At 52.9% G+C, this 16,587-nt stretch carries 17 protein-coding genes; 1 reads left to right on the top strand and 16 read right to left on the bottom strand.

Translation table 11 applies throughout. The features are described from left to right. Positions 1 to 38: 38 nt before the first annotated feature. The 10 genes from C1N64_RS20160 to C1N64_RS20115 form a co-directional block, all read right to left on the bottom strand. A complete protein-coding gene (locus tag C1N64_RS20160) occupies positions 39 to 983 on the bottom strand; it encodes a DUF1281 domain-containing protein (protein WP_206116462.1) in 945 nt (314 codons plus the stop codon). Positions 984 to 1,076: 93 nt separating this feature from the next. After that, positions 1,077 to 2,057 carry an ArdC family protein gene (locus C1N64_RS20155; protein WP_206116463.1) on the bottom strand — a complete coding sequence of 327 codons (981 nt, stop codon included), beginning with the start codon at positions 2,055 to 2,057 and terminating at the stop codon, positions 1,077 to 1,079. Between the two features lie 70 nt (positions 2,058 to 2,127). Beyond that, complete coding sequence (locus C1N64_RS20150) at positions 2,128 to 2,739, bottom strand: hypothetical protein (protein WP_394515151.1); 612 nt, start codon at positions 2,737 to 2,739, stop codon at positions 2,128 to 2,130. A 72-nt stretch (positions 2,740 to 2,811) separates the two neighbouring features. Further along, positions 2,812 to 3,120, bottom strand: coding sequence for a hypothetical protein (locus C1N64_RS20145; RefSeq protein WP_206116465.1), 309 nt, complete (start codon positions 3,118 to 3,120; stop codon positions 2,812 to 2,814). A gap of 110 nt (positions 3,121 to 3,230) precedes the next feature. Continuing rightward, a complete protein-coding gene (locus C1N64_RS20140) occupies positions 3,231 to 3,545 on the bottom strand; it encodes a hypothetical protein (RefSeq protein ID WP_206116466.1) in 315 nt (104 codons plus the stop codon). A 117-nt stretch (positions 3,546 to 3,662) separates the two neighbouring features. Further along, a complete protein-coding gene (locus C1N64_RS20135; RefSeq protein ID WP_206116467.1) occupies positions 3,663 to 4,022 on the bottom strand; it encodes a hypothetical protein in 360 nt (119 codons plus the stop codon). Positions 4,023 to 4,111: 89 nt separating this feature from the next. After that, positions 4,112 to 4,528 carry a hypothetical protein gene (locus tag C1N64_RS20130; protein WP_394515150.1) on the bottom strand — a complete coding sequence of 139 codons (417 nt, stop codon included), beginning with the start codon at positions 4,526 to 4,528 and terminating at the stop codon, positions 4,112 to 4,114. A 337-nt stretch (positions 4,529 to 4,865) separates the two neighbouring features. Continuing rightward, the gene (locus tag C1N64_RS20125) at positions 4,866 to 5,282 is read right to left on the bottom strand and encodes a hypothetical protein (protein ID WP_394515149.1); all 417 of its coding nucleotides are present in this window, start codon (positions 5,280 to 5,282) and stop codon (positions 4,866 to 4,868) included. Between the two features lie 21 nt (positions 5,283 to 5,303). Further along, positions 5,304 to 6,203 (bottom strand): integrase domain-containing protein, encoded by a 900-nt coding sequence (locus C1N64_RS20120; protein ID WP_024471417.1) that lies wholly within the window; start codon positions 6,201 to 6,203, stop codon positions 5,304 to 5,306. Between the two features lie 967 nt (positions 6,204 to 7,170). After that, positions 7,171 to 8,040, bottom strand: coding sequence for a hypothetical protein (locus C1N64_RS20115; protein WP_394515148.1), 870 nt, complete (start codon positions 8,038 to 8,040; stop codon positions 7,171 to 7,173). A 230-nt stretch (positions 8,041 to 8,270) separates the two neighbouring features. On the opposite strand from C1N64_RS20115, the gene C1N64_RS20110 reads away from it, so the two are divergent. Beyond that, positions 8,271 to 8,552 carry a hypothetical protein gene (locus C1N64_RS20110; RefSeq protein WP_394515147.1) on the top strand — a complete coding sequence of 94 codons (282 nt, stop codon included), beginning with the start codon at positions 8,271 to 8,273 and terminating at the stop codon, positions 8,550 to 8,552. A gap of 46 nt (positions 8,553 to 8,598) precedes the next feature. On the opposite strand, the gene C1N64_RS20105 is transcribed toward C1N64_RS20110, so the two are convergent. The 6 genes from C1N64_RS20105 to C1N64_RS20080 all read right to left on the bottom strand — a co-directional run bounded on the left by C1N64_RS20105 (position 8,599) and on the right by C1N64_RS20080 (position 16,002). Next, entirely contained in the window at positions 8,599 to 10,137 is a 1,539-nt protein-coding gene (locus C1N64_RS20105) for a conjugal transfer protein TraG N-terminal domain-containing protein (RefSeq protein ID WP_394515146.1), read from the bottom strand. A gap of 1 nt (position 10,138) precedes the next feature. Then, positions 10,139 to 10,486 carry a hypothetical protein gene (locus tag C1N64_RS20100; protein ID WP_041930899.1) on the bottom strand — a complete coding sequence of 116 codons (348 nt, stop codon included), beginning with the start codon at positions 10,484 to 10,486 and terminating at the stop codon, positions 10,139 to 10,141. A 1-nt stretch (position 10,487) separates the two neighbouring features. Beyond that, entirely contained in the window at positions 10,488 to 11,840 is a 1,353-nt protein-coding gene (locus C1N64_RS20095) for an integrating conjugative element protein (protein WP_394515522.1), read from the bottom strand. Between the two features lie 74 nt (positions 11,841 to 11,914). After that, positions 11,915 to 12,880, bottom strand: a complete 966-nt coding sequence (locus tag C1N64_RS20090) for a TIGR03756 family integrating conjugative element protein (protein ID WP_394515521.1) — start codon at positions 12,878 to 12,880, stop codon at positions 11,915 to 11,917. Positions 12,881 to 12,882: 2 nt separating this feature from the next. Further along, entirely contained in the window at positions 12,883 to 13,290 is a 408-nt protein-coding gene (locus C1N64_RS20085; RefSeq protein ID WP_394515145.1) for a TIGR03757 family integrating conjugative element protein, read from the bottom strand. 276 nt (positions 13,291 to 13,566) lie between these two features. Continuing rightward, a complete protein-coding gene (locus C1N64_RS20080) occupies positions 13,567 to 16,002 on the bottom strand; it encodes an ATP-binding protein (protein ID WP_394515144.1) in 2,436 nt (811 codons plus the stop codon). Positions 16,003 to 16,587: the final 585 nt, after the last annotated feature.

Below are 16,587 nucleotides of genomic sequence, written 5' to 3'. Positions count from 1 at the left end.
CTGACAGACCTGAGATACCGGTCTGTCGGTTGGTAACGTCATGCGCGAACGCCGGCGTAGTGTGCAACGGCCGGAGTGGCAGGTGCGCCTGCTTCACTGAACTGATACAGACGTGCCCCTTCACTCACCGGATACTGCACTTCATCCTCCGGATAAGGGCCGCTGTCGACGTGGTCACCGCGGTCAAAACAGTGGTAACCCGACGTGCCGGCATCTGGGGAGTGCCAGTAGTGACGGATTTCACAGTCAAACTTCTGCGACATCTGCCCCATGACTTCCGCCGACGGCGGATACCAGGGAGACGAGAACGTCAGCTTCAGCGACCCGATATCGTCACGACTCCACTCCAGCCGGTGCCCCGCCGGAAACTCCGTCCCGTAGAGCTGGGTATAGAGTTCTGACGTGGTACTGAGGCTACTGAACAGACCGCTGTCCCCGTTGAGCTCGGTGGCCAGACGCGACGGCATCACCATCAGCATGTCGCACGGACAGGTTGTGTCCGGTTTTATACTGAGCCACTCCCAGCGCTCCTGCGGGTCAAACTGACCGCCCGCCGAGGCGACGCCGAACCAGTCGGCGTAGTGAACGGCCATAAGCCGGGTGATGGTCTGGCGGGCTGCATGAGGGATACTCTCCCACTTAATGTCGCCTATGCCGGACTGAACCCAGATTTTGTCCATTCGCGAGAGCGTTGTGCCGTCAAGCCAGGCATCCTTCTCAAGCAGCTCCAGGAAATGCTGAAACGCCTGGTTGGGTGACGTGCCGCCCCCGGAGCCTGATGAAACCAGCTCCGGATAAGCACGGTATTCCGTTGCCTTGACGGGTTTGAGCATGCCGGCACAGCCGGCGAGAAACAGCTTTATGGCCTGCCGTATGGCGTGGCGGTAAAGCGGCACTTCGGTTCCGGCAATCCACGACTGCATAACGTCGATGTCGGCAGACTTACCGGTGATTTCCAGACGGTTTTTGCACCATGAAAACATCGTTGTACTCCTCTTTTACGTTTAAAAAAGAGGGCATCTCCCAGAGGAGAATGCCCTCAGGGGGATGACGGCGACTGACGTCGCCGGGGTTAATTACGCTGCTTCAGTTCGGGTTTCACCCAGTGGCTTAAGCAGATATTCCGATGCTTCCCGGGCAAACCGGCAGGCACGGAAAAACGCCTTTTTGTCATTACGTAAAACGCTGAGCCAGCCGTTCAGGTAGCTCTCGTGCTGTACCTCACCAAAAATGCCGAGATGTGCACAGAGAAACGCACTGCCGGTTTCTGCTATTAGTTCCTCAAAAGCGTAAACGGGATCGCCAAACTCTCTTGATGAGGAGGTTATCCCCTCACGATCGAGGCGGCTGCGGTGGCCGGTCGCGTGCACCAGTTCGTGCAGCAGCGTGGACCAGTAGTCTTCAGGTGAACGAAACTGTGAAGTTGTAGGCAACACAATCCGATCTGCCCCCGGGCTGTAATACGCCCGGTTCTGCCGGTGAGAAGAGCACTTCACGCCGGTTGCGTTGAGTATCTCCAGAACCTGTTGCTGCTGTCCGGTTGAGAACCCCTCAGGGGGAGTACCCGGTTGCATCATCGTGGGGGCATACACCTTATCGGGTAGCCCTTCACACTGCGCAACGTTGAACAACTGCAGGGGTTTCATCATGGCCAGCTTTTCCATCACCGGCACGCCGTCTCTGAACACCGGACTGTCATTGCCGTCACGGAGCTGCTTTTCAAACGGTTTAAAGATGATTGCCATTGAGCTGCGCTCGCCTTTTCTGACCTGTCCGCCGGCAACCTTTGCCTGCTGAAACGTGAGCCAGCGATCGGCGCCGTAACCCGCCTCCTCTGCAGCCATCCACAGCAGCGGCACGTTGACGCCGCTGTAGTGCCTGCCCGTGACGGCGTTGACCGGCAATCCGCTGCCGTAGACCTTCTGCGCGGAGCGCCATGGCCGACGCCAAGGTGGCACGCCGTTTTCCAGCGCGATGATGATTTTGTCGGTGACCTGCTGATAAAGGTCAGTCTGTTGTTCCGTTGTGGCCTTGCGGCCGGCAGTTTTTTTCTTCATGGGATGCGCCTCTAAAAAAACGGCGCATCTGTCCCGGTGGCGGACAGTGCGCCACCGGTGAGTGGATAAATCAGTAACGGCGGTAAGATCCGTCTGTCTTTAACGATTTGATATCGGATTTGACGCGACTTACAGCGCTTTCAAACTGCTTACGGTCTTCAGGTTTAGCCCGCTTAGAATCAACGCGAATAACCCTGTCGAGCACGTTCAGTGCCTGTGAACACCAGTTGAGACGCTCAGTATTGCCCACGCAGGCGCGAAGATGCAGACGGAACTGGTCATGGAGCCACTGAATGTGATCGCGGTAATCCGCAACTGGTAAATATTCCTTCAGAGGCGGCTGTGTCTCTTTATAAATGGTCAACGATTTAGCAAAATGATTTATGCTAGGTTGCATGTATAAATCGTGATGTTCATTCAGCACGGCATCGTAAATACTCTGGTCCAGGAAGGTGCTGAATGAAAACTCCGGCTCGGATATCAAGGCATCACTCAGTGCTGACCAGTCAGCATCCCTGGAGGGATTGCAGCCGGCAGCCCACGCCTTCAGCCACTCAGCACAGCCATTGTCATCGGGTACGCGGACATAAATTCCAAGATTCTTTTCAAGTATCAGCGGACGCCCTTTGCCTTGATTCTGTGTAAGCAGCGGGCGAAGTTCAGTTGAAGTGAAACGTATCATAGTGGCTCCTCAAAAAAGGAGGTGACCTCCCCGGGAGGGAAAGTCCCTCCGGGAAGTGTCATTCAGTTAACATCAGTCAAAGCGGTAGCGAAGTTCCGCCATCTGCTGCGCCATCAGCCGACCGGCCCTGAGGGCCTTACGGGCTGTTGCGTACGTACCGGCACCCGGCAACTTGTCAACACGCCAGTCGCGCTGGGTAAAGCCGGTGCGACGGAAGATGACGGGCGTAAACCCGTTCTCTGTCGGCACAACGTCGGCCTTAAAGCTGCAGCGGCCGCTGCGGTTGGTAAACCACTCTGCCTGCTGTTGCTGCAGGTTGCCGGCAAGCCGGTTGAGTGCGCCTGAAAGGCGGGTGATAAGTGAAAGCATTATACTGCTCATGGTTTTCTCCTGATTAAGCGCGGAGAAAACCACCGCCGCTGTTGCGGGGAGGTTGTCCCCGCGCGGGTTAAAGCCTTTGTCAGAAACTGACGCAGGCCGGTGGTTCATCACTAACCAAAATCGTGGTAGTAAGCGTTACCCGAATCCTGCGGGGTAAAGCGCTGGCTGGCAGAAATGTTAACACTCACATTCCCTGCCACAGGGTGACAGCGGTGTCTGAAGTGATGAAGATAACATCTTTCAGTTCCGCTGGATGGTGGCTCCAGTGTTTCAACGTACTCCCAGTCTTCGCCGCCGTGGTAAGTCTGCCCGGGGGCGTTGAGAGAACGGTTAAAAGGGTGCTCCGCAAGCCTGTTCCACATACGGTGCCACTCTTCGCTGTTGTGCTTAACCAGCAGTGATACTTCAGAAGCCTGAATGTTCATCGACAAATCCTCTTCAGATGGAAGGAGGATTTGTCTCCGCAGGGAGAAAATCCCCGCAAGGGTAAAACAGACAGCTGTGATGTTGACAGGTTGCTGGTTGCTTTGAGATATCCCCCCTCAGTCATACCAGCTATCTTCTTCAATCAAAGCCTCTTCGTCCTTCACGGCACTGCCGAAAAAAAACGTCCAGGCGGCTTCATCAATGTCTCTGGCCATGAGGCAGAGGCTTTCAAAAAAAGACTGCCATGATGCAGGCACGAGTTCGCGTACAGACAGCTCGGCAAGGTCTCGTGCGACATGAGCCATTTCCCAAACGTAGTATGGAAAACCGTCTTCATCGGTACTGGTGTTAAGACCAAGGCGACGATGCGCTGCAATAATCAGCAGGTCACCTTCAGCTCTGGCCAGTGCGACTTTGTAAGCGTTACGTTCGCCGGCACTGATTTGAAAATCTTCGGTAAGTGTTAATGCGTTCATAAAGGATTCCTTAAAGAATTGAGGAACCCTGCCCCTGACGGGGACAGAAGTCCCGTTAGGGTAAGAAACTGATCGGTTAATTAAGGCGGTCAGACGATGTCAGAAGCATCAATGCTCTGATAAAACATTGCGCGCAATTGCTCTGTAGCGTTGTCCAGCTCTTTATCCTCGCGAGACCGGGTAGCGCCCTCATGAAAAGCCGCATTCCAGTGAAGACTGTTAACACTTGTTCCCAGGAGAGTAAGTTCGTTCACTGCCTCTTCGGTAAAGGCATCTCTGATGTAGCCATGCTCAGCCGCAAAACCAACGGTATAAGCGACGTGTCTCAGAAAAGTCAGGTAGTCCGGAAGACCGTCAGCAGGAACCTGGGGATCTTCATCGACCATGAGTCTGTAATCCAGACGAACGTGAAGCTGAGTTTTTACGTAATCCACCATGATTTTTGCAGAAGCCGGCGAATCACAGTTCAGTAACGTGAGAGGGTTGATCATTCTGGTGTAATGCATGGGTACGATTCCTTAATAAAAAGGGAACCGTCCCGGAGGGAAAGTATCCCTCAGGAGTGAAAATCAGGCACGGAATGCCAGATGAGTAAAACAGGTGTATGGGGGGCAATGCGAAGTAGAAAAGGACCTTAACCGCAGGGGTCTCTGTTTTCAAAGGTTAAACAGATTTGTTACCGCCCGAAAGCGTCATCTCTCAGGTAATGATGACATTGGCGTGTGATTACCCGAAGGCGTTCCTCTCAAATCACCGGAACATTGGCAGTTGTCGAGATGACAACGGTTAGCAGGGAAAATGTACTCCAGCGCACTGTCCAAATCAACAACGCTGGAGTGAATTTTATGAAAATAACCAGGACGCTTTCACCGTCTTGCACCGATCCCCAAACCAGGCGTCCGCCATAATGGCATAGGGATCACACTGCTGCAGGTAGGTTCCGTTTTTAAGCAACGTGGCTAAAACCGCTGAAAGAGGAATGGTAAACTCACCCGCCGTAATGTTTTCAATACTGTCGCGGTTACACATCTTTAATGAACCCATGTATATATAGCCTGTTTCTGAAGTGACAGTCGCGCAACTGAAGTCGATACCGTCATCAAAATAATGGTTAACTGTCGCAAACGTATCCGTTTCATTAACCGGTGAAAGACAACTAAACGTAATCCTGATTTCTGAGGGTGGTGTTTCAGATAAGCTGATTTCGTGAATATACTCAACAGATAAAATGCTGAAATTTATAACGGGTAAATTATTCACAGTACACCTCATGATTAATCATCAGTCCATCAGGGACTGGCAGTAAACATTTCTGATATAGGTTCCTCGTCCGTCACCATGCCCGAGGTCCATCGAGGTCAGTGCAAGTGATTCGTCTTTCGAAAAACCTCTGGCAAGGTGATATCTGAAAGCATCTTCCGCGTAACTGTAACGTAAGCTGTGTGGTGTCTCATGCCCCCCGGTCATTTCGGTCCGGAGCGTATTTCTGTAATAGTCCATCGCGGATTTTAAATCGGGCTTATCAATAATCTTACCGTTATTTTTTTCTGCGTGTTTAATAGCACGGTTAACGGCATCCAGAACTTTATCCCTGTCGACGATTGTGGTCAGCCTTGCACGTCCCCCTTTGGTTCCGAAAATAACCTTCAGGGTTTTATCGCCCCGCTGTAATGCCTTCTGCCAGGTATTTAACGATTTTGCTGACTGAATAGCTTCTTCATTTCTCAGTCCGATATAACGTGACAGACATACCGCCACGGCAACGCCTTCATTTTTTTTCTCAATGTTCTGAAGAATCTCGATGTAGCGCTCCTCAGAAACAGATTTTTTTGTGCCCATGCGACTCGTGTCTGAAATACCCAGACTTTTATTATTCAGTCGTTCATGTGAAGGGTCAGCCAGTTTGTGTTTACCGGCATTACGGAGCATTACCCGTATTGCCGACATTTCATTCTGACGGGTTCGCCGGGAAACATCATCAGATGCCCGGCTGTTCATATACAACTCAATGTGCCGGACTTTGAGTTGTGATACCGAGTTTATCTGAATATTGAGCGCGGCTAGACGCTCAGCAAACCGGTGCATAATTCTGGAATAGTCATCCTGCTTTTTAAAGCTTCCCCCGCTTTTACGGATTTCAGCGACAAGTTCCTGCTTTAACAGTTTTTCACGTCTGGACATCTGTATCTCCTTAACAGTTTTGCCACGTAAAACAGCATTACAGGCAGATGTCGTTTTCTGCCGTTCCGTGAAAACGGCAGAAAACGACACCCGCATTACCCTGGCGACACGGTTTGGGTTCGCGCATCCTGCGTCGTAATGAGTACCTGAGCACCAGGGAAGTGCAAAGTGTTGAGGTTTTGAGAGGTGTCAAATCAGTGTTCTACACTGACCGCAGCTTTCGCTGTACCTGTTTCCAGGTCGCCCCCGACATCATCCTCCGATGATGTCGCCGATTCGGTATCTCATTACATAACTATTCCTTAAATAACAGTGTGATAAACGGATTCGTTTTGCGTTTTTCACTGGGTTGATAAAATTTGTGTTCGTCTTCTCACTTCGTTTCACGTTGTAGTGAAGGAAGAAAAGGTACGTAAAATGCGCGTTCAGGACGTGTTTTCGCGCGCGTCACTTGGTACTCGTTTCACTCGTACACAAGTGACGCCGCGCTCCTCTGCTTTCAATGCAAACGTGGAAGATGCCCAAATGTTCCAAATGGTCATACCCGCGTTGCAAAGTTCGCAGCAGCTTTTCAGCGTCAATGCGTAAAGAAAAGTGAAAGAGACACGGCCGAAACCGTTATCAGAAAATGCCAGAAATGGCTTTGTAATAGAAGGGACCTTTATCGCATCGCGATCTTCGTTCTCAAAGGTTAAACGAAGTTACCGCCCGAAGGCTCCGTCTCTCAGGTCATGACGGTTTTGGCAGTGCAATCACCCGAAGGCGTCCCTCTCAGATTGTCGGGACATTGGCGTGTTGCATAAGCAACGGTACAACGGATGAGATATTAGATCGTTATGAGATCTAATTACAAGCCTGACATGTGTTTAGCTATGTAAGCATTTTGGAACTGAGCATTACTCAGTTCCTTAGTCGTCTTCACAAGTAATAAATTCGGTCAAGTAAATTAAAAAGGCTAATATTGATATTATAAATATGAGTTTAGATACTTATAAGGATGGCGCCAAAACTCACATGGGTCACATGATAAAACTTCTGTAGCGAAGTCAATGCTCATATTTTCTTTTAACTTATAGAAAGCAACCTCTATTTTAATCTCATCTTCTTTATTTTCTTCGGATTCACTCTTGTTGATGTAAATATCTGAAATATTCACATTTACTATACCTGTGGCGGATCTGTTCATAACAATCCATTCTTCTCCCTCCATAGCCATTGAATCGTATTTACTGCTGATGAAAAGATGAGAGCAAAGTATGTCTTCTGCGGGAATATTAAACCGGAATGAGACATCTCCATATGCACTCAAACCAAAATAATCAGTGAAGGAATTTAGTACATCCATATCAACGGGAATTTCCTCCTTACCTAATATTTCAGCAGCAGCCTTAAGGATTAACACTTTATCTCTGTATTTAGAGCGGATGTTTCTTTGCAAATAAACGTATTTCAACTGAGCATTTTTTAATATATTTTGTGTATTTTCATACATTGCACGCAGCTCATGACAAATGGCTTCTATATTAGCTTCGCCTAGCCCATTTATTATCTCATTGATGAGTTTTCCTTTCGTTTTCTCTAAAGGGTTCATGTATTCATGAAGAATGCGATCCTCATGTGAAGGAAGTCTATTTATATCGAATGTTTTGGATAAAAAGTGCACTAGAATTACATATCCATGTGCTTTGCCCTCGCTTAATCCCTGTATGCTAATATTATCGCGGTAATCATATCGCCAGCCTAGACATCCTGCTAAAAGGCGGTCGAGGATGCAGTATTTCGGTAAATCTAAATCCTCAAGCACCTCCAACACATCAACCTTTTGAGACCCTCTCATAACCCACCCAAGTCATTTAAAATTATGCATAACCCTTTTTACGTAAGATTAGTTACCCAGGTAACACCATTTTTGTAATCAATTGAAACTGACATTTCAGATGTAGTAAAGCTTATGAAAAACCACTTTTTAACTGTACAAAAATTTGCCAGCTTGCCCTTTTTCTAGTAATTTGAAACGATGCTCTCAAAATGATAAAGATGGTTAACTACTAAGTTACGGGAGGCTTTATGATTGATGACGGATTCAATAAGGATGATTTTGATAGCACTCTGGCACGTTTCGCCAGCAAGGGCCAAAAGATTGTTCATGATGCTTCAAAGCTCAAGCCTAAAAAGCCAGAACCTGTCGTTTTTTCAAGTGCAACACACGACTTCGGTTCAGCTATTTTCAACGGCGTGGCAAAGGCGCTGACAGTGACCTCTAATCAAAGAAAATGCAATGCGGATTGGGATGAGTTGAAACGTAAGGAAGGGGAAGACAGAAACAATTCATACTTCTTCTATAAATAAAAACTGCATGGCCGTTAGCAGTCCATGCAGTTTTTACTTTTTAATGTTACTTGAGCCCCCCCTTTATCCCGCCCTGAACGCTACTTGTAACTAAGCCCTGAGCATCTCGTCCCGCTTTAGCGCCTGCATCCTGAGCTGGAGAACCTGCCCTTTCGAGGCCCGACTGGACTATGCTTCCTAAGTTGACACCAATCCAACTAAGCATGCCTATCCAGAACGTAGGAAACACAAGATACATCATTCCCAGCACCAGGTTCATAATCCAGCCATCGTTGGTTGAACTCATGAAATTGGCAAAAGGGACTGAGCTTGTGAGTCCCTGGTCAGCCATATTATTGTAGAGAATGGTGATAAGCCGGTCATCCAGCCAGCCCGCCAGCGCCCACCAGAACGTGATAAACTGCAGCGCAAACAGCGCAAACGAAATCGTCACAACCGTTTTAGGTTCGTAGGCACTGAACATCATCAGCACGGGAATGACGATGATGATCATCATCTGTAGCAACGCCTGTATCATCGGCAGCGCCTGCTTGAGCGCATCAAAGCCTGGCAGTGCCTCGGCCTGCTTCAGACCCAGCCCAATTGTCGACGTCAGCCGGGTGAGGTTACCGACAACACCGCTGGTATTATCTGCACTGCCAACTGTATAAGTTGTGCCGTCACCGGACAGCCCAGCATTGCGGGGACTGACCAGCCAGCGAAGGGCTGGCTCTTCCCACTGACTACCCGGGAACTGGCGCTGAAGCTCTATGCGTGTGCCATCACTGATACTGGCCAGCACGCGCTTACGCAGTCCGTTGCTGCCGTCAGACCACCATGTTTTGCACGTCGGATACCCCCCCTGACCCGTATCCGGATAGCCACTGTCTCGACTGCTGCTGTATGGCCACTGGCTGCGGGGCGTCATGGCCGTGTAATAGTCGTAATAACCAGAGGTATTAAGGAAATAGTCGCTGCCAATCCAGCCAACTGAGTTGATGGTGGCGTCACTCAACTGGCTGTTGCTGTTCTTCAGCTTAAAATAGGCCCGGGAGTAACACTGCTTTGCGAAGTCCTGGACCTCCTGCAGCACCACCGGATCTCGCAGTTTAGTGTTCTGAACGTCAAAGCGCAGCTGCCGCAGCTGCGTGCCGCAGGGTATTGAGGCGATCATTGCCTGCGTGGTGCCTTTCGACATCGCATGCAGCAGATACCACCACACCGGCACCTCAGCCGTACGGCCGTCGAAGTCGTTAACCAGCCCTTTATAGCCGGAGTTCTGCGGCGTGGGTACGCTGAAGCCGCACTGTTTCGCCCGCGAGTCATCAAACTTGATAGTGCTGATATCAACCGGCAACAGAGGTACGCAGCAGAACAGCATGACCACAAACGAGACATAAATGGCGTGCTCGATGCGAGGTAGCGCCAGAACGCCTTTGTTTCCCTCATCGGCCCCTTCCTCCCGCACTTTCAGCCACACGCCGAGTACCTTAAAAATCAGCGGCAGCGCGAACAGACCGGTGCTGCTGAGGATTCCCCACATCGAGTTATTGAGCACCCAGCCAAACAGGATAAGGAAGTATTCCAGGTAACTGTTCGCCGTCATGTCAGCCTCCCTGAACCGCGTTAGACCAGGCTACGTACTCCGTGGCCAGAACATAGATGACGACAAGCAGCTCAGTACGTGGCAGGCGTGCTGCGGCTTCCGGCCAGCGCTTCAGCAGCCGGGGCCGCAAATTCATAATCCAGATGTAGCCTATGAATACGTACATGCACAGTCGCCAGGCAAACATGGCCCAGCGGCTGTCGTAGAGCCACTTCTGAATAAGGTGGCCATCAGGGTCATACGCCATGAACACTGATGCCAGTCCCAAAATCGCGGCCATGGCCACAACGGTGATGAGGGATATAAGCAAAATGCGTCCGGTGAGGCCGCTCAAAAATCTCCGCATCATGTCAGTTGCCTCCCGGCTGAGGCTGGCCCATCTGGCTGAAGCCCTGGTCCTGATTGCCGGCTTTCTGCTGCAGCTGGTTATCCTGATTACGTTCGCCCTGGCGCTCAAGCGTGGTCAGCAGGCTGTTGCTGCTGATGGACTTGCGCAGCTCCATTTCGTTGCGCAGCGCGTTCAGCTCGCGATCGAGCGCATCAACGCGGCGGTCACCCTCGGCAATGGCCTCAGGCTGTTCGGCCGCGTTCGGCTCAGACTCACCGGTCGTCAGCATGCGTCGCATGGTGAGTGCCGCCTCAACCGTGTCAGACATGGCCAGCTCACCCGCCAGCCGCTGCACCAGTGCGGCCCTGTCCGGGTCATCACGCAGCGCCTGAATCACGCCGCGCGTGACAACGAGGCTGCCGGTTTTGAGCGCGGCCAGATTATCGGCCGTGGGCTGCAGCTGACCGTTAACCAGCTTGCTGAGCTGCTCCAGGTTGGTTTTGGTGGCGTCTTCCAGTACCGGCGAGAAGCCAGTGCCGGCAACGGTGCTGCCCGGCTGGTTATCCGCGCCGCCGCTGGTGCATTCGCTGGTTTCACGGCAGGTGCGTATAGAGCGGTCGCCGAGAACTTTAACAACGGCCGCAGCGGCTTCATCGGAGGATTTATAGCGCTGGCAGACCGTACCGTTGCAGCTGGATGAGCCTACGCTGCTGTTGCTGGTCACTGGCAGGCTGTTCATCATGTTGTAGCCGGCTTTTGCCAGGTCACGCGTCGGCTGAATCGCCGGCTGTCCCTTGCCGCCGCGTTTCTGGCCACCGACCCAGGTCACACCTTCTTCGCCCGTGGCCTTCTGCAGCTTCTGGTCGCTCGATACCGCATCACCACCGCTTGATGCCACGATGTCTTTATACTCTTCAGACACGGCCGCCTGCTGCCACTTGCTGCCCAGGGTGTAGTCGGCCAGCTTTTTCGACATGTTCTGACAGTTCATCTGGGCCTTGTCGAAGTTCAGGCCCGCCTGCAGCACTCCGTTGGTCAGCATTTCATACAGACCCGGATTGGCACGCTGAATGGCCATCGCCGGCATGCTCATCACCGCGCCGGTCGCCCCCTGAATGACGTTACCCATGAGGTCCTTGAATCCGCTGGTGATGCCGTTCAGCTGGTTACCGACGGTGGTTTTAAGGTCAAAGTTGCCGCACATCAAATCACTGCTCCAGCCGCCGTCCAAGCCGAGCCGTGACATGTTGCTGCGCGTTGAAGGCGGCGAAATGACAGAGCCGCCGCCGATGGAGTAGAACAGCCCGTCGTTGATGGCGCCGCTGACGCCGGCACCCTGTGAGGAAAGCGTGGTATCGATGGCCAGTGCCGGCATCGCCAGGGAAAGCAAAAGCGCGCCCGTGGCCACGCGCAGTTTTTTAACGCTGAAATTCATCATGCTGTGTGTCCTTATGAAAAATCGGTGCTGTAAAGGAAGGTCTGGCCACGTCGCTTACAGCAGCTGTAGGGCTGCCAGAGAGCCCAGGCGTAGTCGCCGCTTTCCGCCGTCTGTCCACCCGTATCAGGAAAGACCGCGCAGCTCTGCGACAGCTGAGGCGAAAGCCGCTGCCACTTGTGGTTTTTTGTGCCGGTGTTTTCGGTAACGGGGTCAGGTGGCCAGTAACCCGGAGACCGCTGGCCAACCAGTGGGTTGTAGACGTGCAGCTGTCCCTCGCGGGTCATGATGTCGGCCACGCGCTGAACCACGACGGCCGCCGATTTGTAGCTGTCGGTCTGCGTGACGAAGCCGCTGCGGGGATAAACGTTGCCCCACATCTCGCCGGCAAACGTATTCCCGATTTCACGTTTTCCGGGGATGAGTGCTTCCGGATAGAGCGACTCCGGAATTCCCGTTCGCCACGCGAGGGAATCCATGGCACTGACGAAATATGGCACGAACGGCGCGGCGGCTGAACGGCAGGAGAAGCCCGGCACCATCCCGCCGATAATCGACGTTGCCGGATGGCCATATGCATCGCCATAGTAGAAATGCAGGTTCTGTTTGCGCATGCCCGGGGCCTTCATCTCCTGACGCCCACCGCCAGCAGGCACGCCGGCGAGACCGCCCGACACCAGGCTTTCAGCGCCGCCCGCCGTGGCGCTCACGGCTGACATTTCGGTCCAGAGGTTGTCGCCCGGGTTAAGATAGGCAGAGACCACGGCTTCCGGAATGTAGTGGGTGACTTTGACCGAGGTTTTCACCGTGCAGCCCAAAGGTGTACAGAGCAGCCAGTAGCAGATGCCGCTGATGCGCCAGCTGATACAGTCCGGGCTCATGGCGCTGGAGATCAGGCTCGCGGTGTTCACGCTGGCGAGCGTGCCGGTGCAGGTAAACAGCGTGGCCAGCATCAGCCGGCGCGGACGGGTCAGGCGCATGTTCACGGCTGCTTCTCCCGCCAGGCATCCAGTTTCGCCCGGGCGGCTGCGACGTCGGTGGTGCCGTACACCACCCATTTATCGTCGAACACCACGGCAGGGTACTTTTCCAGCCCGAGTGACCAGGCGTGCGCGACGCCGGCATAGCTCGCCGCTAAGGCCTGCTGATTCTGACGGAACGCCGGCGAGGCGATGACCGCCCGGGCCTGCTGTTCAGCCAGCGCGGGGTTAGCGGAGAGCGGACCGAATTGCTGCGCCAAAAGGCGATCGGGCACGTCCAGCTCGGTGACGGAGATGTCTGGGCTCAGCTCACCGGCAACGGGATGAGCATGGTCGGTATAAATCACGGTGCCGGCATGGGCACCGGCTGTGAGGAACAGAATGGTAAGGCTGCAGAGGGGGATTTTCATGAATAACAGTCCCTGAGTGAATGATGCCGTCAGGGTGCGTTGTTCGCGTGGCAGGGTCAGCCGTTAACTCTTAACCCAGAAATGATAATTCTGGCAGCAGGCAACAGAATTGTGGCGGGGGGATAAAAATTGCTGAGCCATATTATAAAGAAAAGAAGGCATGTACCGATAAATCTGGTAGCACCAGTCCAGGTGCCGAGCATTTAGACATTGACCGTGCATTTAGACAATGAATTAGCAATTCAGTCAGGGGCCCCTCGACCCCTTTTTTATCTGTTACTCCTGACTTCCAGTCTCGTTAGCCTGCCGCCATTCAAGATAATCCAGCTCCCAAAAGAAGCCCGCAGCGGCCGCATTGCGCTTAATCGTTTCGTGTGTCTCACCCTCATTAACGTACGGTAGCCATGATTCCGGGAGGCTGTCTTTTGGTCGGGTCTCGGACTTTTGAATAGCTGAAGCGGTGTCGTCTGCTGTGGGCAGGGGTCGATATCCGCCGGGCTGTTCCCATGTTTTTCGCTGCCAGGCATCCAGTTCCTCTTCACCTGTGTCTGTGGCGTAGACAAGATATTCTAAAATTTCCTGCGTGAGGTTTTCAGGGGTTGCACCGGGAAGGGACTCAAGTAAACGAAGACGACTGGACTCCATGTGCTCACGCTCTTCCTGCTCAGACGCTTCAAGAGACTCATTTTGATCTTTTATGAGCTGCATGAATTCGGGTGATACCTTGTAAGCTTCCCACTCTTCCTCCTGAATTCTTCTCTCCTCAGCCCTGCGCTCGCGGGCGACCCTGGCCTCCTCGATCCCCTCAGCCACAACGTCAGCCCAGTTGACGGATTCGGGTTTAAGTGTGCCGGCAACCCCAAGCTGCTGATTAAGGAATGCCAGACGGTCCCCGTCCTCCGGTTCGACAGTTGCCCCGACGTCATCAGCCAGGTTGTCAGCACTGATAATCCCGGGCAGGCCGTTCCTTTCACGACCGGTACTGGCACGCTCAGCCAGGTAACGCTCACTCCACGCCTGGCCTTTAGCGCGTTTACCGGCACCTTCAAGGCTGGTTGTGTATTTCATCAGCCAGACGTGCATAAAATGCTGACGTTCAGCCGCACACTCTGTGCTGATATCGTGAAACCGCTGATAAAACCCCTCATCGTGGCCGCAGTCCATGCTGTCACCTTCATGTGCCACCTCGTGCTCCGTCAGGCTGAAGAGGCGACTGGCCGTTGTGAGCGCGTCGGTTTTAAGCTGACGCACGATATCAGTGTTATACGCGATGTACGTCTGACCGTCCGTCCAGGCGTCGGCCGACGTCGACTCGCCCAGCAGAATCTGGAACCGCACGCCACCGTAAGCCCGGGAGTTGCTCCCGCGCTCGCCGCCCGAACACACCCGGGCATACTGGGCCAGGCAGTAGCGCAGCGCCGTCCAGGCCCTGCGGGTTTCCTTATCCAGCGTCGTTTCACTCACCATCTGCGTGCGGTCAACAAAATTCGCGCTGAGCGTGTCAAAATCAATAAGCTGCAGCTCTGAGCTGAACGGCATTCCCCAGCGGCCGGAAGACGGCAGCTGTGCGCGGTACGCGATGAGGTTGTCGCGCACGCGACGCATGCAGTCCATAAAATCATCCGTGCCGTCGCAGTTAAAGCGCGTCAGCGTCACCGGGTGAATGACCGGCGCGATGCCGGCACGCGCAATGAGCTCCCCGCGCGGGACGACCCGTGCATACTCAGCCACAGTAAAACAGTTTTTATCGACGGCAGAGGGATAGTAGCGGCATTTGCGCAGGAAGTGCTCCAGGGTAACGTGCTGTTTGCCCGGGAGCAGCGTAATCACCTCTTCGCCGTTAACCAGCGTCTGCAGGTCTCCCTCACCGGCAAGCAGCGCCCGGGCGGTTTTCTCACGGCGTGACTCGGTTTTGCGGTGGCTGCCGGTATTATCAGAAAAGGCCTGAGCCAGCCCGCTGAATTTTGCTGCTATATGCTTCCAGACCGTGCAGCTCTTGCGCAGAATCTCAGTGCGCGACACGTTTAGCGCAATGGCTTTTTTACTCACGATAAGGCCGCCAACGCCCCAGTTATGGCCCGGGTCATGCCTGACAAGCACACCCTGATTATAAATGGACACAGCGCCGTCTTCCCGCAGCCGATACCAGGCGGCGTCATCCTCAGCGTCCCATTTTTCCAGCTCCGGTTTACGCGTAATCACCTTGCCGTTGAGGCTGACCGAGACGGGCGTGTAACGCACCAGATCACGAATTTCCTGCATGCATGACATACGCTCCTGAGTGGACATCGGCTCATACCAGTCACCACTGATGGCACACCCTTCCTGAATCTCTCCGGGCTCTGTCAGTTCATATTCATAACCCATTACCCGCGTGTCGACCTCCATCTGCCAGCGCTGCGAGCGCCAGAAGGTCCGGGCATGCGCCATAATCTGGCCACGGCCGAGGCGAAAACGACCGTAGGTGGCATCGCCTTCACGGTGTGGCGTACCGAACCGGCCAAAATAACGTTTCACATCGTCATGTGAAGCAAAACCATGACCGTCGTCACGGCAGGTGAAGCCCTCCGGGGTAATCTCCAGAATGACCGCACCCGCACCGGCATCGACGCTGTTCATGATGAGCTCGATGAGGGCTTTGGCCACGGAGCCGGCCTGGCTGTAGATGATGTGGTGAATAATTTCGGGGTCGAGTTCGAAGGGATGTCGCATCAGAATGCTCCTGTTATGGATTCAGGGCCATTTTCCTTACACCGACTCAGGTTCAAATAAGGAAGTCATAATGCGGGGCTGAAAGAATATCCGTTAAGATCAATGCGGATAGGAAGAACGGAAAGGCACAATAAAACTGGAAGACAGCACTGCGAAACAATTGAGCAGGCAAGGGCTGCTGTGAGCGAGAAGCGGACATTGCTAACAGCGTTATGAGTGAATCAACGGGGAGCAGGTCACTCGCAGCGATCAAAGCGCCTGCCAGGTCAGATAGTTTTGCTTCACCTTACACCCCCGAGACAACGTCCTTCGGCGACATATTAATAATACATGTGCGCGAACCGCATTTAGTTCAGCCGACTCATTCAAATCTCAGTAAAAATTCTCAGATGAAAATCCAGCAATGGCTAATGCCGCTGCGAACAGAACTTCATCCCGAGAAAAAATGATTATTTAGCTTAAGTGCTTTGTTTAACGTTACTTAAAGTTTATTCCGTAAAGCAGTAAATCAACAATGCGGTATAAAGTTAATGAAGGAATAACCGATAAAAAGGTTAAGGTGCTTTGCAAATGTATCTTTTGCAA

The sequence above is a fragment of the Pantoea sp. SGAir0215 genome, assembly GCF_043543215.1.
The sequence above is the reverse complement of the archived record's forward strand: the minus strand, read 5'-3'. Positions and strand labels throughout refer to the sequence as shown.